19 protein-coding genes, 1 other RNA gene and 1 pseudogene are annotated in these 21,357 nt (G+C 65.0%); 3 read left to right on the top strand and 18 right to left on the bottom strand.

The features are described from left to right. Positions 1–2: 2 nt before the first annotated feature. The 11 genes from AC1RNN_RS11440 to AC1RNN_RS11390 all read right to left on the bottom strand — a co-directional run bounded on the left by AC1RNN_RS11440 (position 3) and on the right by AC1RNN_RS11390 (position 12,566). Positions 3–1,487, bottom strand: coding sequence for a UDP-N-acetylmuramoyl-L-alanyl-D-glutamate--2,6-diaminopimelate ligase (locus AC1RNN_RS11440; RefSeq protein ID WP_493089252.1), 1,485 nt, complete (start codon positions 1,485–1,487; stop codon positions 3–5). Further along, entirely contained in the window at positions 1,487–3,232 is a 1,746-nt protein-coding gene (locus AC1RNN_RS11435) for a peptidoglycan D,D-transpeptidase FtsI family protein (RefSeq protein WP_493089254.1), read from the bottom strand. The genes AC1RNN_RS11440 and AC1RNN_RS11435 overlap by 1 nt, the downstream gene beginning before the upstream one ends. After that, the gene (gene ftsL, locus AC1RNN_RS11430; protein ID WP_493089255.1) at positions 3,229–3,540 is read right to left on the bottom strand and encodes a cell division protein FtsL; all 312 of its coding nucleotides are present in this window, start codon (positions 3,538–3,540) and stop codon (positions 3,229–3,231) included. Before ftsL ends, AC1RNN_RS11435 begins: the two co-directional genes overlap by 4 nt. Next, positions 3,537–4,472 (bottom strand): 16S rRNA (cytosine(1402)-N(4))-methyltransferase RsmH, encoded by a 936-nt coding sequence (gene rsmH, locus AC1RNN_RS11425; RefSeq protein ID WP_493089257.1) that lies wholly within the window; start codon positions 4,470–4,472, stop codon positions 3,537–3,539. Before rsmH ends, ftsL begins: the two co-directional genes overlap by 4 nt. Positions 4,473–4,481: 9 nt before the next feature. Further along, positions 4,482–4,910 (bottom strand): division/cell wall cluster transcriptional repressor MraZ, encoded by a 429-nt coding sequence (mraZ, locus tag AC1RNN_RS11420; protein ID WP_493089258.1) that lies wholly within the window; start codon positions 4,908–4,910, stop codon positions 4,482–4,484. Between the two features lie 264 nt (positions 4,911–5,174). Continuing rightward, positions 5,175–6,512, bottom strand: a complete 1,338-nt coding sequence (gene hslU / locus AC1RNN_RS11415) for an ATP-dependent protease ATPase subunit HslU (RefSeq protein ID WP_493089260.1) — start codon at positions 6,510–6,512, stop codon at positions 5,175–5,177. A 5-nt stretch (positions 6,513–6,517) separates the two neighbouring features. After that, a complete protein-coding gene (hslV, locus tag AC1RNN_RS11410; protein ID WP_493089262.1) occupies positions 6,518–7,063 on the bottom strand; it encodes an ATP-dependent protease subunit HslV in 546 nt (181 codons plus the stop codon). A 62-nt stretch (positions 7,064–7,125) separates the two neighbouring features. Beyond that, positions 7,126–8,901, bottom strand: a complete 1,776-nt coding sequence (locus AC1RNN_RS11405) for an STAS domain-containing protein (RefSeq protein WP_493089263.1) — start codon at positions 8,899–8,901, stop codon at positions 7,126–7,128. 37 nt (positions 8,902–8,938) lie between these two features. Further along, a complete protein-coding gene (dksA, locus tag AC1RNN_RS11400) occupies positions 8,939–9,874 on the bottom strand; it encodes an RNA polymerase-binding protein DksA (protein WP_493089496.1) in 936 nt (311 codons plus the stop codon). A gap of 345 nt (positions 9,875–10,219) precedes the next feature. Next, positions 10,220–11,284 carry a CobW family GTP-binding protein gene (locus tag AC1RNN_RS11395; RefSeq protein WP_493089265.1) on the bottom strand — a complete coding sequence of 355 codons (1,065 nt, stop codon included), beginning with the start codon at positions 11,282–11,284 and terminating at the stop codon, positions 10,220–10,222. A gap of 100 nt (positions 11,285–11,384) precedes the next feature. Further along, positions 11,385–12,566, bottom strand: coding sequence for a class I SAM-dependent rRNA methyltransferase (locus tag AC1RNN_RS11390; RefSeq protein WP_493089267.1), 1,182 nt, complete (start codon positions 12,564–12,566; stop codon positions 11,385–11,387). Positions 12,567–12,733: 167 nt separating this feature from the next. Here AC1RNN_RS11390 and AC1RNN_RS11385 point away from each other — a divergent pair, with 167 nt between their 5' ends. Then, positions 12,734–14,281, top strand: coding sequence for a methyl-accepting chemotaxis protein (locus tag AC1RNN_RS11385; protein ID WP_493089269.1), 1,548 nt, complete (start codon positions 12,734–12,736; stop codon positions 14,279–14,281). An 18-nt stretch (positions 14,282–14,299) separates the two neighbouring features. On the opposite strand, the gene AC1RNN_RS11380 is transcribed toward AC1RNN_RS11385, so the two are convergent. The 4 genes from AC1RNN_RS11380 to dapF are packed head-to-tail and all read right to left on the bottom strand — an operon-like array spanning position 14,300 to position 17,584. Continuing rightward, positions 14,300–14,944: a flavin reductase family protein gene (locus AC1RNN_RS11380; protein ID WP_493089271.1), complete on the bottom strand. Its 645-nt coding sequence runs from the start codon at positions 14,942–14,944 to the stop codon at positions 14,300–14,302. Between the two features lie 34 nt (positions 14,945–14,978). Continuing rightward, positions 14,979–15,980, bottom strand: a complete 1,002-nt coding sequence (locus tag AC1RNN_RS11375; protein ID WP_493089273.1) for a tyrosine recombinase XerC — start codon at positions 15,978–15,980, stop codon at positions 14,979–14,981. A gap of 20 nt (positions 15,981–16,000) precedes the next feature. Next, positions 16,001–16,699, bottom strand: coding sequence for a DUF484 family protein (locus AC1RNN_RS11370; RefSeq protein ID WP_493089275.1), 699 nt, complete (start codon positions 16,697–16,699; stop codon positions 16,001–16,003). Between the two features lie 15 nt (positions 16,700–16,714). Continuing rightward, positions 16,715–17,584 (bottom strand): diaminopimelate epimerase, encoded by an 870-nt coding sequence (dapF, locus tag AC1RNN_RS11365; RefSeq protein WP_493089277.1) that lies wholly within the window; start codon positions 17,582–17,584, stop codon positions 16,715–16,717. A 103-nt stretch (positions 17,585–17,687) separates the two neighbouring features. On the opposite strand from dapF, the pseudogene AC1RNN_RS11360 reads away from it, so the two are divergent. Together AC1RNN_RS11360 and AC1RNN_RS11355 are read left to right on the top strand one after the other, a co-directional pair. Then, positions 17,688–18,572, top strand: a pseudogene (locus AC1RNN_RS11360) (MBL fold metallo-hydrolase); the annotation flags it as partial. After that, on the top strand, positions 18,569–19,573 hold the full coding sequence (locus tag AC1RNN_RS11355) for an RNA pseudouridine synthase (RefSeq protein ID WP_493089279.1): 1,005 nt from the start codon (positions 18,569–18,571) through the stop codon (positions 19,571–19,573). The pseudogene AC1RNN_RS11360 and the gene AC1RNN_RS11355, both read left to right, overlap by 4 nt. Positions 19,574–19,655: 82 nt before the next feature. Here AC1RNN_RS11355 and AC1RNN_RS11350 read toward each other — a convergent pair whose 3' ends face one another. The 3 genes from AC1RNN_RS11350 to eutC form a co-directional block, all read right to left on the bottom strand. After that, positions 19,656–20,087 (bottom strand): CBS domain-containing protein, encoded by a 432-nt coding sequence (locus AC1RNN_RS11350; RefSeq protein WP_493089280.1) that lies wholly within the window; start codon positions 20,085–20,087, stop codon positions 19,656–19,658. A 48-nt stretch (positions 20,088–20,135) separates the two neighbouring features. Continuing rightward, positions 20,136–20,470, bottom strand: an RNA gene (gene rnpB / locus AC1RNN_RS11345) — RNase P RNA component class A. A gap of 10 nt (positions 20,471–20,480) precedes the next feature. Continuing rightward, positions 20,481–21,353, bottom strand: coding sequence for an ethanolamine ammonia-lyase subunit EutC (gene eutC / locus AC1RNN_RS11340; protein ID WP_493089281.1), 873 nt, complete (start codon positions 21,351–21,353; stop codon positions 20,481–20,483). Positions 21,354–21,357 lie beyond the last annotated feature (4 nt).

Raw genomic sequence — 21,357 nt, 5'->3', positions numbered from 1 at the left:
GCTCATGCGGCAGCTCCCGCGCGTGCCTGCAAGGCAGCCAATGCGTGGACCCGGTCCGAGAAGGGGTGCTTCACGCCCGCCACCTCCTGGCTTTCTTCATGGCCCTTGCCAGCCAGCAACACCACATCCTGGGTGGCGGCCTCGGTGATGGCGCTGCGGATGGCCAGTGCACGGTCCACCTCGACCTCGACACGCTTGTCTTCCACCAGGCCGAGCAGGATTTGCGCGACGATGGCCTCGGGCCGCTCGCTGCGCGGGTTGTCGCTGGTCACAAACACGCGGTCGGCATGCTGGGCCGCGATCGCACCCATCAGGGGGCGCTTGGAGGCATCGCGGTCGCCGCCGCAGCCAAACACGCTCCAGAGCTGGCCGCCGCGCGCCTGCGCCACTGGACGCAGCGCCTGCAGCGCCTGCGAGAGCGCATCGGGCGTGTGCGCGTAGTCAATCGCCACCAGGGGCTCGCCCTGACCGCCCACGCACTCCATGCGCCCAGGCACGGGCAGCAGCGTGCTGCAGGCCGACACGGCCTGCGCCAGCGACACACCCAGGCAGCGCATGGCGGCCAGCACACCCAGCAGATTGGCCACGTTGTACTGACCAATGGCATGGGTCTGCAGCGTCTGCACCTCAGTGCCCTCCACCACCTCAAAGGCCATACCCTGGTCGGTATGGCGCACGGCGCGCGCCTGCAGGCGTGCGGCTTGCTGGCTGGACACGGTCCAGACATCGAGCCGGCCTTGCGCCTGCAACTCTGCCGCCAGCATCAAGCCCTGGGCATCATCGACATGGACCACCGCATGGGCCAGGCCGGGCCAGTCGAACAGCTTGCGCTTGGCAGCCCAGTAGGCCTCCATGCTGCCGTGGTAATCCAGGTGGTCCTGGGTGAAATTGGTGAACACGGCCACCCGCAGTGCGGTGCCTGCCAAGCGCTGTTCTTCGATGCCGATGGACGAGGCTTCGATGGCGCAGGCGCGCAGACCCTGGTCCAGGAACTGGCGCAAAGTCTGCTGCAGCAGCACGGGATCGGGCGTGGTCAGGCCGGTAGACTCCACCTGGGGCGGGCGGCCCACGCCCAGCGTGCCGATGACGCCGCAGGGCACTTGGGACTGGCTCAATGCCTGAGCGAGCCACCAGGCGGTGCTGGTTTTGCCATTGGTGCCAGTTACGGCGACCACAGGCAGGGTCCGAGAGGGCTCGCCATAGAAGGCTGCAGCGATCAGGCCCGCGTCGGCTTTGAGGCCCGCGTAACTGGCGATGCGCTCGTCGTCAGCGAGCGCAAAGGCCTCGGCGCCGGCCTGCTCCACCAGCGCAGCCACCGCACCCTGGGTCAACACCTGGGCCACAAAGCGGCGCGCGTCCACGGCCGCACCGGGCCAGGCCACAAAGGCCTCGCCGGCCTGCAACTGGCGGCTGTCAGTGCGCAGCACCTGGGCGCCGCGCGCGCGCAGCCACTGCACCACGTCCTGGGGCGTCTGGAGCTGTCGCATCAGAAGCTCTCCTCCACGGCGTCAGTCACGATCTGCGGACGCACCGCCATATCGGGCTGCACATTGAGCATGCGCAAGGTCTGCTGCACGGTTTCGCTGAACACCGGAGCGGCCACATCGCCGCCGAAGTACTTGCCATTGCTGGGTTCGTCCAGCATGACACCCACAATTACGCGCGGCTGGTCAATCGGCGCCATGCCCACAAACCAGCTGCGGTACTTGCGGTTGCCATCGGTGCCATAGCCCTTGCCGATCTGCTTGTAGGCAGTCCCCGATTTGCCACCCACGGAGTAGCCAATCGTCTGCGCCTTGGGGGCGGTGCCGCCGGGGCCGGCCGCCATCTGCAACATGTGGCGAACCTTGGCGGCGGTCAGGTCCGAAAACACGGGCACGCCCACGGCAGGCTCGCTGCTCTTGAGCAGGGTGGCAGGGATGATGTTGCCGCCATGCGAGAACACGGTGTAGGAGCGCACCATCTGGAACAGCGAGGCTGACATGCCATAGCCGTAAGACATGGTGGCCTGCTCGATCGGGCGCCAGGTCTTGTAGGGACGCAGGCGGCCCGACACGGCGCCCGGGAACTCGATCTGCGGCTTCTGACCAAACCCTGCCTGCGAGAAGGTCTGCCACATCTCGCTGGCCGGCATCTGCATGGCGATCTTGGTGGTACCCACGTTGCTGGAGACCTGGATGATCTGCTCCACCGTCAGCGCGCCGTGGGGGTGCGAATCGCGGATGGTGGCTCCCGTGATGGTGACGGTGCCAGGAGCCGTATCGATAACGGTCGACGGCTTGACGCGCCCGGTCTCCAGTGCAAGCCCCACCGTGAAGGGCTTCATCACCGAGCCGGGTTCGAAGATGTCGGTGAGCGCGCGGTTGCGCAGTTGCGCACCGGTGAGGTTCTGACGCTTGTCGGGCGTGTAGCTGGGATAGTTGGCCAGGGCCAGCACCTCGCCGGTGATGGCATCCATCACCACCACGCTGCCGGCCTTGGCTTTGTTGCTGATCACCGAGTCGCGCAGCTTCTGGTAGGCAAAGAACTGCACCTTGCTGTCGATGCTGAGCTGGATGTCGCGGCCTTCGACGGGCGGAATCTGGTCGCCAACGTCCTCGACCACACGGCCCAGGCGGTCCTTGATCACGCGGCGTGAGCCACTGCGGCCAGCGAGTTCCTTGTTGAACATCAGCTCCACGCCTTCCTGGCCGTTGTCCTCCACATTGGTGAAACCAACGATGTGCGCTGCCGACTCCCCCTCGGGGTACTGGCGCTTGTATTCCTTGCGCTGGTAGATGCCCTTGATGTTGAGCTCGCTGATCTTCTTGGCCACGTCGGCGTCCACCTGGCGCTTGAGCCAAACAAAGGACTTGTCCTCGTCGTCGAGTTTCTTGGACAGATCAGCGACCGGCATTTCCAGCAGCTTGGCGAGCTGGGCCAGTTGGCCCTTCTCCAGTTCCACGTCTTCGGGGATGGCCCAGATGCTGGGCGCAGGCACGCTGGAGCCCAGGATCAGGCCATTGCGGTCCAGAATGCGGCCGCGGTTGGCCGGCAGGTCCAGCGTGCGCGCAAATCGCACCTCGCCCTGGCGCTGGAAGAAGTCATTGGCGAGCACCTGGATGTAGGCAGCACGCGCCACCAGGCCGGTAAAGCCCAGCGCGATCACGCCCACGACGAACTTGCTGCGCCATACCGGGGTGCGGCTGGCCAGCAGGGGGCTGGAGGTGTATTGAATGCCGCGCCGCGTCATGGCTTGCCCTGCCCCGCAGGGGTTTCGCTACGCGGCGCTTCAGGGGCGCTGTACGTGACGTAGTTGGTGATGGCCGGCGTCACCTGGCGCATTTGCAGTTTCTCGCGCGCCAGCCGCTCCACGCGAGCGGAGGTGGCCTGCTCGCGCTTTTCCACCTGCAGGCGGCCGTATTCAGTCTCCAAGCGACGCGCATCGGCGCGGGACTTGTCCAGTTCGGTGAACACGCGGCGTGACTCGTACTGCATGCCCACGAGATAGAGGGCGCTCGCCACCACGGCCAGCAACAGAACCAGGTTCAAGCGCATCATGCTGCCATCCTTTGCGCCACCCGCAGGATGGCGCTGCGCGCACGCGGGTTGCCAGCCACCTCTTCAGCACTGGGCTTGATACGATCCAGCGCCTTGAGCTTCATGGCTTTGGGCGCAGCAAACGGCATGCGGCGGTCGTACTCGTCCTTGGAGTGCTTGGCGATGAACTGTTTGACGATGCGGTCTTCCAGCGAATGGAAGCTGATGACGGCCAGGCGCCCACCGACCTGCAAAACCTCAAGGCTGGCCTCTAGCGCTTGTTGCAGCTCCTCAAGCTCGGCGTTGATGAAAATCCGAAGAGCCTGAAATGTGCGCGTTGCAGGGTTCTGGCCCGGCTCGCGGGTTTTGACCGTGTCAGCCACGAGTTGGGCCAGCTCGGAGGTGGTTGAAATTGGCCCCCGTTCCTGTCGGCGAGCAGCAATCGCCTTTGCAATTGGCCCAGCAAACCGTTCTTCACCGTATTCACGTATCACCTCCGCGATTTGATTGATCTCGGCTGTCGCCAGCCACTGGGCCACACTCTCGCCGCGCGTGGTGTCCATGCGCATGTCCAGCGGTCCGTCAAAGCGGAAGCTGAAGCCCCGCTGCGGGTTATCGATTTGGGGGGAACTCACGCCCAAGTCCATCAGCACGCCGGCCAGGCTGGCGCTCGGTAGCTCACCCAGATGCGAAAAGCTTTCGTGGCGAATGGAGAAGCGCGAATCGGTGATGCTGCGCGACTGGGCCACGGCATCGGGGTCGCGGTCAAACGCAATGAGGCGCCCGGCCGGACTCAGGCGCGCCAGGATGGCACGCGAATGGCCGCCACGACCAAAGGTGGCGTCCACATAGGCGCCGTCGGCCGCATGGTCGTAGGGCTGACCGTCGTTGCTGAACAATGCCTCCACTGCTTCGTTCAACAAGACGGTGGTATGGGTCCAAGGAGCTTCCACCGTCACACCTTAGAAGGAGAAGTCCTTGAAGACGTCGGGCATCTCGCCCTGCATAGCCTGCGCCTCCTGCGCGTCGTAGGTCGCCTTGTCCCAGAGCTCGAAGTGGTTGCCCATGCCCAGCAGCATGGTGTCCTTCGCGATGCCGGCGGCCTGGCGCAGTTCGGGCGAGATCAGCACACGGCCGGTGCCGTCCATCTCCACGTCCATGGCATTGCCCAGAAAGATGCGCTTCCACCACTGCGCCGACATGGGCAGCGCGGCGATGCGCTCACGGAATTTCTCCCACTCAGGGCGGGGAAACACCATCAGGCAGCCGTGCGGGTGCTTGGTAATGGTGAGCTGGCCAGCCGCCGTCGCACTCAGGACGTCACGATGCCGGGTCGGCACAGACAGCCGACCCTTCGCATCCAGACTGAGAGACGAGGCCCCTTGGAACACCGTGATTTACCTGCTTTTTGTTGCGACAGCGTAGGAAAAGCAATTTCGCGGCACTTTTCACCACTAAATTGCACTTTTTTGCACTGTATCAGCAAAAGCAATGCTTGCAAGAGGGGTCTTGCGAATTTTTTCCAATGAAATCAAGGACTTAGAAGCGTTTTTGCACGCGCAATCGCGTCAAAATTCGTTCTAAATTAAGCACTTAGCGCGCCTTATGAAAGTGATGCATGAAACACAGGTGCACCTACCGTTCGTCCGAACGGCTTACAGGATGTAACGGGAAAGGTCCTCGTTCTGGCTGAGCTCGCCCAGGCGGGCATTCACGTAGGCCGAGTCAATGACCACACTCTGGCCCGCGAGCGCAGCCGCATCGAAGCTAACTTCGTCGAGCAGACGCTCCATGACGGTGGAAAGGCGGCGCGCACCGATGTTTTCGGTGCGCTCGTTGACCTCAAAGGCGATTTGCGCCAGTCGCGTAATGCCCTCGGGGCGGAAGTCCAGCGTGACCTGCTCGGTAGCCAGCAGCGCTTGGTACTGCTTGACCAGGGAGGCATGGGTTTGCGTGAGGATGGCTTCGAAGTCCTGCACCGAGAGCGATTGCAGCTCAACACGAATAGGGAAACGGCCCTGCAGCTCGGGGATGAGATCGCTGGGCTTGCTGAGATGAAAGGCGCCCGAGGCGACAAACAGGATGTGATCGGTCTTGACCATGCCGTACTTGGTCGACACCGTGGTGCCTTCAACCAGGGGCAGCAAGTCGCGCTGCACGCCCTGGCGCGACACTTCGGCACCACTGCCTTCGTTGCGCGAGGCAACCTTGTCGATCTCGTCGATGAACACAATGCCGTTCTGCTCCAGCAGATGCAGGGCCTGGGACTTGATCTCGTCCTCGTTGACGAGCTTGCCCGCTTCCTCATCGGCGAGCAGCTTTTGCGCTTCGGCGATCTTGAGCTTGCGCGTCTGGCGCTTGCCCTGGCCGAGCTGGCCGAACATGCCACGCAGTTGTTCGGTCATTTCCTCCATACCGGCCGGGCCCATGACCTCGAGCTGGGGTGCGGGTGCGGCAACATCGACCTCGATCTCGCGCTCGGCGAGCTGGCCCTCACGCAGCTTCTTGCGGAAGGTCTGACGTGCCGTGCTCTCGGGCGTGTCGGCGCTGGCCGCCGAGAAACCGAACTCGCTGCGAGGCGGCGGAATCAGGATGTCGAGGATGCGTTCCTCGGCCGCGTCTTCGGCGCGCGCACGCACCTCGGCCTTGGCGTTCTCGCGCGTTTGCTTGACAGCAATCTCGGCGAGATCACGGATGATGGAATCCACATCCTTACCCACATAGCCGACTTCGGTGAACTTGGTGGCCTCGACCTTGATGAAGGGCGCATCGGCCAAGCGCGCCAGGCGGCGTGCAATCTCGGTCTTGCCCACACCCGTGGGACCGATCATGAGGATGTTCTTGGGCGTGATCTCGCTGCGCAGGCCGGCATCCACCATCTGGCGACGCCAGCGATTGCGCAGGGCGATGGCCACGGCACGCTTGGCGTGGGACTGGCCGACGATGTGCTTGTCGAGTTCGGCAACGATATCTTGGGGAGTCAGTGCGTGCATGGCGCTCAGAGAGTCTCTATGGTGTGGTGCATATTGGTGTAGATGCACAGCTCGCCCGCGATTTCCAGCGAGCGTTTGACGATGTCGGCGGCAGGCAGTTCGGAGTTCTGCAGCAGGGCCACCGCGGCGGCCTGGGCATAGGCGCCGCCCGAGCCAATGGTCACGATGCCATTTTCGGGTTCGAGCACATCGCCATTGCCGGTAATGATGAGGGAAGCATCCTTGTCGGCCACGGCCAGCATGGCCTCCAGGCGTCGCAGCACGCGGTCGGTGCGCCAATCCTTGGTGAGCTCGATGGCGGCGCGCACCAAATGGCCCTGGTGTTTCTCCAGCTTGGCTTCAAAACGCTCAAACAGCGTGAAGGCATCGGCGGTGGCGCCGGCAAAGCCAGCCAGCACCTTGCCGTGGTAGAGCTTGCGCACCTTGCGTGCTGAGCCCTTGACGACGATGTTGCCCAAGGTGACTTGGCCGTCGCCGCCTATGGCGACCTGGTCGCCCTGGGGCGTCTTGCGGCGTACGCTGATGATGGTGGTCCCGTGAAATTGTTCCATGCTCAGAAGATAGGGAAGCAGCGGCTGAAATCAAGCCGCAAGCGCACCGCTGGTGCGCGGAATTACATGGCGCGTGGAATCACGCGGGCATGCTCGTTGATGCCGATGACATTGAAGAAAGCTGCCACGAGGCGATGCACATCGTGGAACTGCACCAGATGACCTTCGGACTGGCGCAACGCCACCCAGTTGAGGATGCTGCCAGCCGCCGAAAAGTCCACACGAATCAGATGGCGGCAGGAGACAACGATGCGCCCACCCTCGTCCTGCGAAGACTCTAGCCCTGCCAGTGCCTGGGTCGCGTCGCCCAATACATCGCCACGCAACTCCAGCGCTGGCACCGACACACCGTGGGCGACGCTGGGCATCAGGCCCATGGGCACCGTCGCGGCAGACTCGAAACCGGCCTGCCCCACACCGCCGGCAATTTCTGCAGGCTCGTAGTGGCAGCGTGCTGGCTCCCAGGCCGGCGGCGAGACTTCGTAGGTCACGCAATAGTCGAGTGCGGCGAGCTCAAACTCGTCAAGCATCTGCATGCTGCGCAGCGCATTGAGGCGCACAGCCCACCAGTCGGCATCCACCGACCGATCGCCCGAAGGCGTGCAGGCACGCAGCGCCAACACCAAACTGTCGGCTCCACCAAATTGCAGTGCCACAGGTTCGTCACACAGACTGCCAAACAGTCCGCCCAGCAGGGGCATGGCGGCCGGATCGATGGTCGACAGAGCCGACCAGTCCAGCACCCATGGCATGGGCCGGGAGGACATGGCGGTCCGCAAATCCTCCATGGCCATATCGTCCAGGTGCGCCGGGCTGCGCCAGATGGCATCCCCAATCGCAGGCATCCCGCGGCGCTCGGTGTCGGAAGCCGCAAATGGCGCAGCCGCCGTGGTCTCCATGCCTTGGGAAGAAGAATCGGCCAACGAGGCCCACATGGGGATGGCATTCCCCCATACGTGGGCCAACTCGACAATCGCCCATTCAAAGCGCGCCTGGTTGTTGGTGGCGCGGTAGAGATCCATCAAGGCGGCAGCCCACGAGGCGGATGACTCGGCGGTGGCGGTAATGCTGCGCAAGGCATGGAGCAGCCCCGTCTCGGCACCCTCATCGTCCCCGTTGGCAAAGCGGATGGCCGCTTCCTCCAGCTCGGGGTCCGTGGCCATGTCGTCCACTTCAATCGCAAAAAGCTTGGAGGTGGAGAAGCTCAGCTCACCACCCGTCGCTTGCGCAGGCTGGGGTGCGTGCGTTCCCAGGGGGACGTGGCTGGACATGGGAAGCGGCATGCCGCTGCCCATCTGCGTTGCCGCGTACTCGGATGGCGTGGCCCCGGGAACACTGGAGTGCAACTCGGAGGACTCGGTAGGTTCGAAATGGGAGGACAGTGAGGCTGGCACCGTGGCCGCAACAGGCGCAGGGGTTGCAGGCTCGACGGGGGCAGCAGCGACCGGAAAGCCGCCTTGCGCGGACGCCGCAGCTTCCTGCTTACCCTTCCACCACTGCTTGGACATCTGGGCCTCGATCTCATCGATCTTCTTGAGCGTCACCGCCCGGCCATCGGGGTCCGTGGGGATGCTGGTCTGAAAGAAGGAGGGACGGGCGGCCAGGGCCGCTGTGGCGGAGGGGTCCCGATTGCGCAGCTTGCGCAGTTGATCGAATTCACGCTTGCGGACAAAATCGTTTTGCCGCTTGCGTTCAATCATGGCCTTCAGGGCCTGCTTGTCATAGCCGCTGTCTTGCTCGGGCTCCGTGCGCTCCAGCTCCGACCAGTCCTTGGTCGGATTGCGCACGAACATCGCCACCTTGGACAATAAACCGGGTCGATCGTCTTTGGTCGCCATAAATCAGGAAATCTGCTCCGAGCGGCTGGGGCGAGGTTCAATCGCCAAACATCTTCTGCTTGAGCTCGCGGCGCTGCTGGGCTTCGAGCGACAGGGTGGCCGTGGGACGGGCCAGCAGGCGGCCGACCCCAATGGGTTCGCCGGTTTCGTCGCAATAGCCATAGTCACCCGCGTCGATGCGGGCGATGGACTGCTCGATCTTCTTGAGCAGCTTGCGCTCGCGATCACGGGTGCGCAGCTCCAGCGCGTGCTCTTCCTCGATGGTGGCGCGGTCCGCAGGATCGGGCACCACGGAGGTGTCTTCACGCAGATGCTCGGTCGTTTCGCCGGCACTGTTGAGAATGTCGCGCTTGAGGATGGACAGCTTGAGGCGGAAGGCCGCGAGCTGCACATCGTTCATGTATTCAGAGTCGGGCATGGCCAGCAACTCGGCATCAGTCAACTCGGCCGCAGGCTTGGACTTCCAGTTGTTGGCAAGCTTGGCGTCTTTCTTGATGGCGGCGGGAATCACGGCAGGAATCACGGGGGAAATCATGTTAGGGGTGTAGCTGGCTTTGGCGGCTGTGGAGGCCACAGATTGCGCCATGGAAGGCACTGTAAGTTGGGCCAGTCGGGAAGAAGGCCGTCCCGATTTGGCTGGTACCGCCACCTCGGGAGCCGGCACCACAACAGGGGCTTTGACCACCGCAGGTGCCACCGCCTTGGCCGGAACGGCTTTGGCGGGAGGCTGCACCTTATCGGCAGGCGCCTTGATTTTAACTGCGGGCGCTGCGGCCTTGGTTGCCACTTTGGCCGGAGCTTTGGGTACTGCCTTGGCGGCTGTCTTGGCAACCGGTTTTGCCGGGGCTTTGGCGGCGACTTTGGGGGCCGGCTTAGCGGCTGCCTTCGCGGGAGCTTTGGCAGGCGCCTTTGCTGCGGGCTTGGCTACCGCTTTGGGGGCAGCTTTTGCAGCGGGTTTGGACTTCGAAGCCACAGCGGCCTTGGCCACGGGCTTGCTGGCAGCTTTGGGTGCCGGTTTGGCGGGGGCTTTCACCACCGGTTTGGCCGCTGCCTTGGCAGCGGGCTTGGCCTTGACGCTTTTGGTTTTGGCGTCTTTGGCCTTGGTGTCTTTCCCGGATGTCGCTTTCACTTCTTGTCTCCTGGCAGTACTCGCCTGCGCACGGTCCCTGGTGGCTGCTGGCGTCTTTTCCCTCTTTGCGGGGGAGTCAACGCGGGTTTCTTCGGCGCGCGAGTGTACAGGTTTCCCCATCGGCAAACCCATTAGTTGCAAAAGCGAGACAAACATTTGCTTCCCTGTGCGTGGGTGAATAGCGCCCGGTCAAGCCAGGGACTGCTCCATGCCCTGTAGGAAGATGTCCTTGGGCAGGTCGATACCGATGAACACCATCTTGCTGCCCTTCCATTCGCCCTCGGCCCAGGCGGGGCCCAGGTCGCTGCCCATGAGCTGGTGCACGCCCTGGAAGATGACCTTGCGTTCGGTACCCTTCATATAGAGCACACCCTTGTAGCGCAGCATGCGCGGGCCGTAGATATTGACCACGGCGCCCAGGAAGTCTTCCAGCTTGGCCGGGTCGAAGGGGCGCTCGGACTTGAAGACGAAGCTCTTCACATCGTCGTCGTGGTGATGGTGGTGGGCATGGCCGTGACCATGCTGGTGCGAGGGGTGGTCGCAGTGCTCGCCATGTTCGTGGTCATGATCATGGTGGTGCCCATGGTCGTGGTCGTCTTCCTTGAGGAAGTCGGGGTCGATGTCGAGCTTGGCATTGAGGTTGAAGCCGCGCAGGTCCAGCACCTCGTTCAGCGCCACATCGCCAAAATGCACCGCCTTTTGCGGCGCGCGCGGGTTCATGTGCTTGATGCGGTGCATCAGCGCGTCCAGGTCGTCCTTGGAGACCAGGTCGGACTTGCTGATGAAGATCTGGTCGGCAAAACCGATCTGGCGACGCACTTCCTGGCGGTCGCTGAGCTGTTGCTCGGCATGCTTGGCGTCGACCAGCGTGAGGATGGAGTCCAGCAGATAGGTCTCGGCCACCTCATCGTCCATGAAGAAGGTCTGGGCCACGGGGCCTGGGTCGGCCACACCGGTGGTTTCGATGATCACGCGCTCGAAGTCCAGCTCGCCCTTGCGCTTTTTCTCGGCCAGGTCTTTCAGCGTGGTGCGCAGGTCTTCGCGGATGGTGCAGCAAACGCAGCCGTTGCTCATCTGGATGATCTGCTCGGTGGTGTCGCTGACCAGAATGTCGCTGTCAATGTTCTCTTCGCCGAACTCGTTTTCGATGACGGCGATCTTCTGGCCATGGGCCTCGGCCAGCACGCGCTTCAAGAGCGTGGTTTTGCCGGAGCCCAGAAAGCCGGTCAGGATGGTGGCGGGAATCAAGCTCATGGGAGTCTTCCAAAAATGGTGCAGTGCAAAAGACGGTATTTGGGGAGTGTAGCGAGCCTGTCAAGCCCCCTCCCCCGCTGCGGCCGCGCAAAAGACCGTTTCAGCGCCGCATCACCACCAGACCCTTGAGATACTCACCCTCGGGGAAGGCAATCGTCATGGGGTGGTCGGGCGCGCCGCCCATGCGCTCCGTGATATAGCCGTCCACCCCGGCGTCCGAGCCGGCGCCGGCAATGATCTTGTGGAACAGGTCGGCGCTGATGCCGCCCGAGCAGCTGTAGGTGAACAGCACGCCGCCGGGCTGCAGCAGCTTGAAGGCCAGGCGGTTGACGTCCTTGTAGGCGCGCGCGGCGCGCTCGGCATGGGCCACCGTGGGGGCAAACTTGGGCGGGTCCAGGATGATGGCGTCGAAAGTGCGCCCCTCGGCCGCAAAGGCGCGCAGGCTGGCGTTGACGTCGGCGTCCATGAAGGTGGCGCGGCTGGCGTCAAAGCCGTTGAGCGCCACATTGGCGCGCGCCTTCTCGATGGCCGGGCCGCTGGAGTCGATGGAGGTCACGTGGCCCGCACCGCCCGAGAGCGCTGCCACAGTGAAACCACCCGTGTAGCAGTAGCAGTTGAGCACGGTCTGGAAGCTCAACCGGCGCGTGGCGTCGGCAAAGCGCTTGCGGCTGTCGCGCTGGTCCAGGTAGAAGCCGGTCTTGTGACCTTCGGCAATGCTCAGGGCCAGTTTCCACTCGTGCTCCTGCAGCACCAGGTCGGTCGCGCCCTCGCCGCGCAACCAGCCCGTGGCCTCGGGCAGGCCCTCCAGCGCGCGGCTGCTGGCGTCGGAGCGCTCGTAGAGCTTGGTCAGGCCCGTGGCGGCCAAAAGCGCATCGGCAATCACGTCCTTCCACTTCTCCACGCCGGCCGAGGTGAACTGCGCCACCAGGGTGTCGCCGTAGCGGTCCACGATCAGGCCGGGCAAGCCGTCGGATTCGCCGTGTACCAGACGCACGCCGTCACTTTTGATATCAAATCTGGCCCTAGCCCTCACAGAATCCGCGCAAGCAGCTATGAAAAAGCTAGCATCAATACGCTGCTTCTCGTCAAAACTCCAGACCCGGGCGCGTATCTTGGACTGCGGGCTGAAGGCGGCCCAGCCCAGAAACTGCCCTTCCGCCGACTCCACGCGCACGGTCTCGCCGCTGTCACCGCCGCCCTTGGCGATGGCCGATTCAAAGATCCAGGGATGGCGGCGTAACAGGGAGCGCTCTTTGCCGGCGCGCAGGCGAATGGTTTTCATGCCGCGATTGTCGGCCATCCCGTGCCAACCGCCCGTTTACAAGCGCGCAGCGCTGGCCTATATTGGGGCGCGCCTCTGACAAAACCGCAGGTTTCCATGGGCCCGTGCCCTTGGAGACTTTCACCAACACCACTTGGAACAAAGGCACGGATATGGACTTGAGCAACGTGAAACTATCCACTCGGCTCACGCTGGGGTTCGCAAGCCTGGTCATCATGGTGGCCCTGATGGCGGCATTCGGGCTCTACGAGGTCCGCGTCACCAACCAGTCCATCGGCAGCATCTATGCCGACCGGGTGGTCCCCCTCAAACAGCTCAAGGCGGTGTCCGACCTGTACGCAGTCAACATCATCGACAACGCCAACAAGGTCGCGGCCGGACTGCTGGAACCCCAAAGCGCCCAGGCCAATGTGGCGCAGAGCCTGAGCGCCATTGGCACCGAATGGAAAGCCTACCTGGGTACCGAGCTGACACCGCAGGAAAAGAAGGATGCCGCCCAGGTCACCGAGCTGATGGGCAAGGCCGCACCGACCGTGGCCAAGCTCCAGGCGGCGCTGGGGGCCGGCAACAAGGAAGAAGTGGCCGCCCTGGTGCGCCCGCTGTACGAACAGATTGACCCGTTGACCAGTACCCTGAGCAAGCTGGTCGACCTGCAGCTCAGCGAGGCCAAGGCCGAGTACGACCGCTCCACCGCCAACTACCAGAGCACCATCACCCTGTTCAGCGTCATCGTGGTCATTGCGATTGCCGTGGGCAGCGCGATTGGCTGGATGCTGATACGCGCCATCACCCGCCCGCTCAACCAGGCGGTGGACGTAGCCCGTGAGGTGGCCGGCGGCAACCTGACCCAGCCGATCGTGGCCCAGGACCAGACCGAGACTGGCCTGCTGCTGGCCGCCCTGCGCGACATGCAGGACAGCCTGGTGGCCGTGGTCTCAACCGTGCGCAATGGCTCGGAGGGCGTGGCCAATGCCAGCGCCGAGATCGCCCAGGGCAATAACGACCTCAGTGCCCGCACCGAGCAGCAGGCCAGCGCGCTGGAGGAGACCGCCGCCAGCATGGAAGAGCTGAGCGCCACCGTGAAGCAGAACGCCGACGCCGCCAAACAGGCCAACCAGCTGGCCGTCAACGCCTCGTCCGTCGCCCAGCAGGGCGGAGACGTGGTGGGCAAGGTGGTGGAGACCATGCGCGGCATCAGTGAGAGCAGCCGCAAGATTGCCGACATCATTGGCGTGATCGACGGCATCGCCTTCCAGACCAACATCCTGGCGCTGAACGCGGCCGTGGAGGCCGCCCGCGCGGGCGAGCAGGGCCGCGGCTTTGCCGTGGTGGCCAGCGAGGTGCGCAGCCTGGCCGGGCGCAGCGCAGAGGCGGCCAAGGAGATCAAGGCCCTGATCGGCACCAGTGTGGAGCGCGTGGAACACGGCACCACCCTGGTGGACCAGGCCGGCAGCACCATGAGCGAGGTGGTCAGCGCCATCCAGCGCGTGACCGACATCATGGGCGAGATCAGCGCGGCCAGTGCCGAACAGAGCACCGGCGTCTCCCAGGTGGGCGAGGCCGTGACCGAGATGGACCAGACCACGCAGCAGAACGCCGCCCTGGTGGAGCAGATGGCCGCCGCGGCCAGCAGCCTCAAGGTGCTGGCGAGCGAGCAGGTGCAGGCCGTCTCCGTCTTCAAGCTGCCCGCAGGCCTGGGCCAATTGGCCCGCTAGGCGGGGCTGGGCCCTGCGCTAGATCTCGTCAATCTCGGTAGTCGCGGCCTGCCCTGCGGCCATGGCGGCACCGTCATCGATGGCAAAGCGATCGCGCGTGTTCACATAGAAGCTGGCGCCAAAACGCCCCACGGGAAAGTAGTCTTGCAGGCGCACGCGCCAGCGCTCGGTGTCAATCAGGCCTTCGCGCGCATGCAGCCAGCGCACCTTGCCAATGAAGATCTGCCGGCTCTCGGTCTGCAGCGTCTCCCACAGAGTGCACTCAAACGCCACTGGCGCCTCGGCAATGTAAGGCGGTGCCACCCGCGTGCTGGGCACCGCGTGCAGGCCCACCTTCTCCAGCTCGCTCTGGTCGGGCGGCAGCGATTCGCCGCAACGGTGCATCTGCGTGGCCATGGCCTCGTCGGCCAGGTGCACCACAAACTCCTTGGTGCGCACGATGTTGGCCGCCGTGTCCTTGAGGGCGCCGTCTTTCAGGCGGTTGATGCTGACCATGACGATGGGCGGCTCTTCACCCAGCATGTTGAACATGCTGAAAGGGGCCGCGTTGACCGCGCCATTGGGGTTCAGGGTGGTGATGAGCGCAATCGGCCGCGGCACGATAAGGCTGGCCATCAGCTTGTAGCGCTGGTATTCGGTGATCTTTTCGAAATCAATGTCCATGCCTGCGAGGCAAGCAAGGACCGCGCCGAGCGCCCTATTTCTTTTTGATGCGCGCGCGCGGATGTGCCGCGTCATACGCCTTGGCCAGGTGCTGGAAGTCCAGCCGGGTGTAGACCTGCGTGGTGCTGATATTGGCGTGGCCCAGCAGCTCTTGCACCGCGCGCAGGTCGCTGCTGCTCTGCAGCACATGGCTTGCAAAGGAGTGGCGCAGCATATGCGGGTGCACGGGCGCGGCCAGCCCGGCGAGCTGGCTGCGGCGGCGCAGGCGCTGCCAGATGCTTTGCGGGGTCAGCCGCGTGCCATTGCGCCCGGTAAACAGGGCGGCGCTGGCATCGGCCTGTGCCGCATGCACGGGCGCAGTGCTAGCGGTGCCGGATGGACCACGCACATCCAACCAGCGCTGCAGCGCGGCCAGCGCCTGGGTGCCCACGGGCACGGTGCGACGCTTGCTGCCTTTGCCCAGCACGTGGGCCTCGGCCGCTTGCAGGTCCACCCAGCCCCTGGCGTCCTTGCCGGCCACCACGTCCAGCCCCACCAGCTCGCCCACGCGCAGGCCGCTGCCGTAGAGCAGCTCCACCATGGCGGCATCGCGCGCTTCCAACCAGGCGTTGTCGTCGCTCTCGAACTCGGCCAGTTGCACCGCGTCGTCCACACCCAGGGCCTTGGGCAGGGGCTTGGCCACCTTGGGGGCCCGCACGTCCTGCACCGGGTTGCTGGCAATCAGGCCCTGGCGGCCCAGCCAGGTGTAGAAGCCGCGCCAGCCCGAGAGGATGAGCGCAATGCCCCGGCCGCTGCGGCCGCTGCCATGCATCTGCGCCACCCAGCGGCGGATGTGCGCATTGCGCACCTGGGGCAGCTCCAGCCGCGCCTGGCGGGCATTGGTGCTCAGGCGCTCCAGGTCCAGCGTGTAGAGGGTGACTGTGCGTTCGGCCAAGCGCTTCTCAAAGCGCACGTAGTCCAGGTAGCGCAGCACCAGCGGATCGGGTGCAGGCGCAGCCTCTGTGGCCGCAACACTGGCAGGATCTGGCTGGCCCACAGTGGTGCGCCGCCTGGGCCTCAGCGCAGGCGCGAGAGGGCCGCGCTGGCGATTTCGCCGATGCGGGCCAGGAACTCGGTGCCCATGCTGCTGTTGAAGCGCTGGGCGTCGCCAGAGGCTAGCACCAGCATGCCGAACGCCGGAGCGCTGCTGCCGGCTTCGCCGCTGCGCAGGGGCACCAGCGCCAGCGAGCTCACGGCCTGGGGATCGCCCAGCCAACTCACGGCCTCGAAGCCAGTGTTGAGGCCACAGAAGGGCTCCATCAGGGACGAGGCAAACACCTTGGCATCATCGCTCACGCCCTGCACAAAGGGCGCGTCCGCGTACGCGTCGGCCACACCCCACAGGCGCAGGCCCACCTGGGGCACGGCGAACTGGTCCTGGATTTCCTGCACGACCTGTGCGGGCAGGGCCTGCACGTCGCTGGCCAGAAACAGGGTGCGCGCCCAGCGCAGAATCTTGTCCGACAGCATCACGTTCTCGTTGCCGTGGCGGATCATTTCCATGATGCGCTGCTCCAGCAGCTTGATCTTCTCGCGCAGCATCTCAGCCTGGCGCTCCTGCAGGCTCACCGCGCGGTGGCTGTGCGGGCTGGTGAACTGCACCGTGGCCAGCAGCTCGGCGTGGCGCTGGAAGAAGTCGGGCGTGTTGGCCAGGTAGTTGGCGATGTCGTCTTCGGTGATGGGGTTGGCCAGGGCCTGGTTCACGGGTGTGGTCATGGTGAAGAGTTGAGGTTATTCGGGAAGGTCGATCTCGCCCTGGAACACGGTGGTGGCCGGGCCGGTCATGAACACGGACTGGCCCAGGCCAGCCCAGGCAATGGTGAGCACGCCGCCACGGGTCTGCACGTCCACGCTGGCGTCCAGCAGGCCCAGGCGAATGCCGGAGACCACGGCCGCGCAGGCGCCGGTGCCGCAGGCCAGGGTCTCGCCCACGCCACGCTCATACACGCGCAGGCGCACAAGGCTGCGGTCCACGACCTGCAGAAAGCCCACGTTCACGCCTTGCGGAAAGCGCGGGTTGGCCTGCACAGCCGGGCCCAGGGTGGCCACGGGCGCAGTGTCCACGTTGTCTACCAGCGTCACCGCATGGGGGTTGCCCATGGACACGGTTGCTACCAAAAGAGGAGCTGCCGGCGCACTATCCACGATGGCTAGAGGCCAATTTCCCCATGCACCCATGGACTGCATGGCAAGGCCGTTGTCATCAAACGGAATCTCCGCCGGGGTGAACACCGGCGCGCCCATGTCCACGGTGACGCGGCCATCGGCGTTCAGGCGCGGCTCGATCACGCCCTTCATGGTCTGCACGCGGATGCGGTCCTTGGTGGTCAGGCCCTTGTCGTGCACAAAACGGGCAAAGCAGCGCGAGCCGTTGCCGCACTGCTCCACCTCGTTGCCATCGGCGTTGTGGATCACGTATTCGAAGTCGATGCCCTCAGCGGGCGAGGGGCGCACGGTGAGGATCTGGTCCGCGCCCACGCCAAAGTGGCGGTCGCCCAGAAAGCGGTAGTGCGCCTCGGTCAGGCCCAGGCGGCCGCGCGTTTCGTCGAGCACGACGAAGTCGTTGCCGGCCCCCTGCATTTTGGTGAACTGGATTCGCATGGCCGGATTATCCGCGTTTGGCGTCACAATCCGCCGCATGGTCCGACCCACCCACACCCTGCCTGCGGATACCCTGCCCGCGGCCGCCTCGCTCGTCGATGCCTGGCAAACCGAACGCCCCGCCCCCCTGACCCGCAATGTGCTGCGCCTGACGGCGCCCAACCCCGGCGTGATGACCGGCCCCGGCACCAACAGCTACCTGGTGGGCGAGCCCGCCACAGGCTACACCGTGATCGACCCCGGCCCGGCCGACGCCGACCACCTGCAACGCCTGTGGCAGGCCGCGCAGTTCGAGGACGGCATGGGCGGCAACATCCTGCGCATCGTCTGCACCCACTCCCACCCCGACCACTCGCCCGGCGCGGCGCCGCTGCAGGCCCTGTGCCAGGGCGGGCCACCCATTCTGGGTCTTCCCTCGGCCCCCACGGCACGCGCTGCCAGCGAGTTCACGCCCGACCGCCCGCTATTAAATCGGGAGCTGCTCGCGCATATGCTGCCTGGGCTGGACGTGGAAACGGCTTTGAAACCTGTGCACACGCTGCAGGTGATTTACACCCCCGGCCACGCGGCCAACCATGTGTGCCTGCTGCTGGAGGAAGACGGCCTGCTGTTCAGTGGCGACCACATCCTCAACGGCAGCACCACGGTCATCGACCCGCCCGACGGCAATATGGCCGACTACCTGGATTCGCTGGACGCGCTGACCGAGGCCTGCACCGCCCATGGCGTGCAGTACATCCTGCCAGCCCACGGCCATGTGATCGACGGTGCGCTGAAGGCGATTGCCAAGCTCAAGGCGCACCGCTTGGCGCGCGAGGCCAAGGTAGCGGCCGCCATGCAGGCCATCCCCGCGGGCAGCCCCGACGACTGGGTGCCCCTGGCCTATGACGACGTGGATTCACGCCTGTGGCCCGTGGCCAAGCGCTCCCTGCTGGCGCACGTGGAGCGCATCCAGGCACTGGCCGCGCAGAAAGGTCCCCAGCCATGAACCGCCCCACCCTCAAACTCACGCCCAAACCCAAACCGGCGGCCAAGGCAGCGCCTGCGGCACGCCAGGCGCCTGCATCAACCGCCCCGGCCAAGCCCGCACGCGCGCCAGCCCCGCGCCCCGCTGGGCCACGGCCCGTTGGTCGCCCCGCAGCAGCATCCAAAGCCCGCCCGTCCACACCGGATGCGCGCCCGCAGCGCCCTCGGGCGCCGGGCAAGGCTGCGCCCAAGCCCCTGCCCAACGCGGGCGAACGCCTGTCCAAGCGCGTGATGCAGCTCAAGGAGTGCTCGCGCAAGGAAGCCGAGCAGTACATCGAGGGCGGCTGGGTGCGCGTGAATGGCGTGGTGGTGGAAGAGCCCGCCCAGCGCGTGGACCTCGAAACCGTCACGCTGGACGCCAACGCCAGCCTGCTCAACCTGACTGCCGTGACCCTGCTGCTGAACAAGCCGCCAGGCTACGCGGATGGCACGGAAGAACTACCCCCTGTAAGCGGGGGCAAGGCCATTCCCGACGCACGCAGCTTGCTGACGGCGGCGACCCACTGGGAACACGACCCCACAGACACGCCCGTGCTGCAGCGCCATTTCAAGCACTTGGAAGCCGACATCGAGCTGGAGAACGGTGCCAGCGGTCTGGTGGTGTTCACGCAGGACTGGCGCACCACGCGCAAGCTGACCGAAGACATGGCCACCATGGAGCACGAGTTTCTGGTGGAGGTGAAGGGCGCGGTGGAGGCCGACGCGCTCAAGCCGATTGGCTACGCCCTGAAGGACGAGCGTCTGGACCTGCCATCGGTGAAGGTGAGCGTGAACAGCAGCACGCCCGAGATGAGCCGCCTGCGCTTCGCCATCAAGGGATCACACCCCGGCCTGGTGGCCTACCTGTGCGGGCTGACGAACATGGAGATACTGGCCATGCGCCGCATCCGCCTGGGCCGCGTGACGCTGGCTGACCTGCCTGTGGGGCAGTGGCGGTTTCTCGCCGGATACGAGAAGTTTTAGTGCAATTCCCCGCCGGGCCGCCCCAAGGGAAATTAGCCCCCTCGGGGGGGCAGCGACCCGCGCAGCGGCGGAGCGTGGGGGCCTATGAGGTGATGTAGTTCTGCAGCTGGGTGATGGTCTGCTCACGATCCTTGATGATGTCGTCCATCAGGTCGCGAATCGAGACCATGCCCAGCACCTTGGTGCCATCCACCACCGGCAAGTGGCGGATCTTCTTCTGGCTCATGAGGGTCATGCAGTCATCGGTGGAGGATTTGGGCCCCACAGTGATCAGCACTTGGGAGGTCATGATGTCTTTGACCTTGGTGTCGCGGGAGGAGCGGCCCTCCAGGGCGATCTTGCGGGTGTAGTCGCGCTCGGAGAAGATGCCTACGAGCTTGTCGCCTTGCAGCACCATGAGAGCGCCGACATTGCATTCGGCCAGCATTTCCAGCGCCTGGTAGACGCTGTCATCCGGGCTCAGGCTCCAGATGGAGCCGCCGTGTTTTTCCAACAGTTCAAGAATCGGTCGCATGGTCCCATCTCCCAATGACTGTGAAGACTTAACCATACAACAAAAAAAGTGTGAAGCCCACCGATAAGCCGGATTCTGTGCATGGGGGTTTCCCCCCACGTGACCACCATTACTCTGGGCCGCCGGTCACCCGAACGGCTCGATGCTACCTACCCGCACACTCCGGGGGCCCCGTCAACGTGTGCCTACTTGGTATTGCTGCGCGTAGAGATTGCCCGTTTCACCCGCACCAAAGCGGCTCGTCTCTGTTGCTCTGATCCTCACCTTAGGGTCTCGCGACTTGTCGGTGGACAGCCGTTAGCTGCTACGCTGCCCTATGCAGTCCGGACGTTCCTCCAGTGCCTGGTTTCCCAGATTGCACCAGCGGTGGTCTGGCGGGCTTCACAGGCGCAATTATCGCAGCAGGAAATTGGACGCCGCGCCGCCCAGCGCGCCGGCTGCGCCGGGCGTGTCGTCCTTGAGGTCCACCCCCGAGAGCTGGCGCGCGCGCGACTGCGTCAGCAGGTAGTGCAGCTTGTAGGCTGCGTCCTCCCAGGGCAGACCGGCTGGGCGCACATTGGAGATGCAGTTGCGGCTGGCGTCGGTCAGGCCCACGCTGGGCATCCAGGTCAGGTACAGGCCCATGCTGTCGGGCGAACTCAAGCCGGGCCGCTCGCCGATCAGCACCACCACGGCGCGGGCCCCCAGGCGCTGGCCCACTTCGTCGCCCACGGCCACACGCCCCTGCTGCACCACACAAGGCGGCGCCACGCGCCAGGACTCGCTTGCCATGCGGCGGTACAGCGCGGCCAGAAATGGGGCGGCATTCTGTGCCACGGCGCGCGCTGACAAACCATCTGCCACCACCAGCGCCAGGTCATAGGGGCGACTGGCCGCGTCCTCGCGCACCACGGTGTCCACGGTGGGTTGGCCCAGCTGCCGGGCGGACGCTGCGTTGAGCCTGCGCCCCAGATCGGGGCGCTGCAGATACTGGGCGCGGTCGGCCACCGCACTGTGCAACTGCAAGGGCGCTTCCAGACCGGGCCACGCCTCAGTGAGCGCGCTGGCCAGTTCGGCCACATCCAGCCCCGTATGCACGGCATCACGCGCCTGCGCATGGGCTTGCTGGAAAGCCAGATGCGCCTGCGTGGGCAGGCTCACGCCCGCGCGCCCCAGTGCAATGCGCGCGGCGGTGAACTGGCGCAAGCCCGCCCAAGCGTTGGGGGTGACCACCGGCGCAGTGCCGGCATCCGTGATGGGGGCAATCGGGGAACCGGAATCGGACATGGGT

The organism is Rhodoferax sp. GW822-FHT02D07 (genome assembly GCF_058802405.1).
Note: the sequence above shows the minus strand (reverse complement) of the source record. Positions and strands in the feature narration are given on the sequence as shown.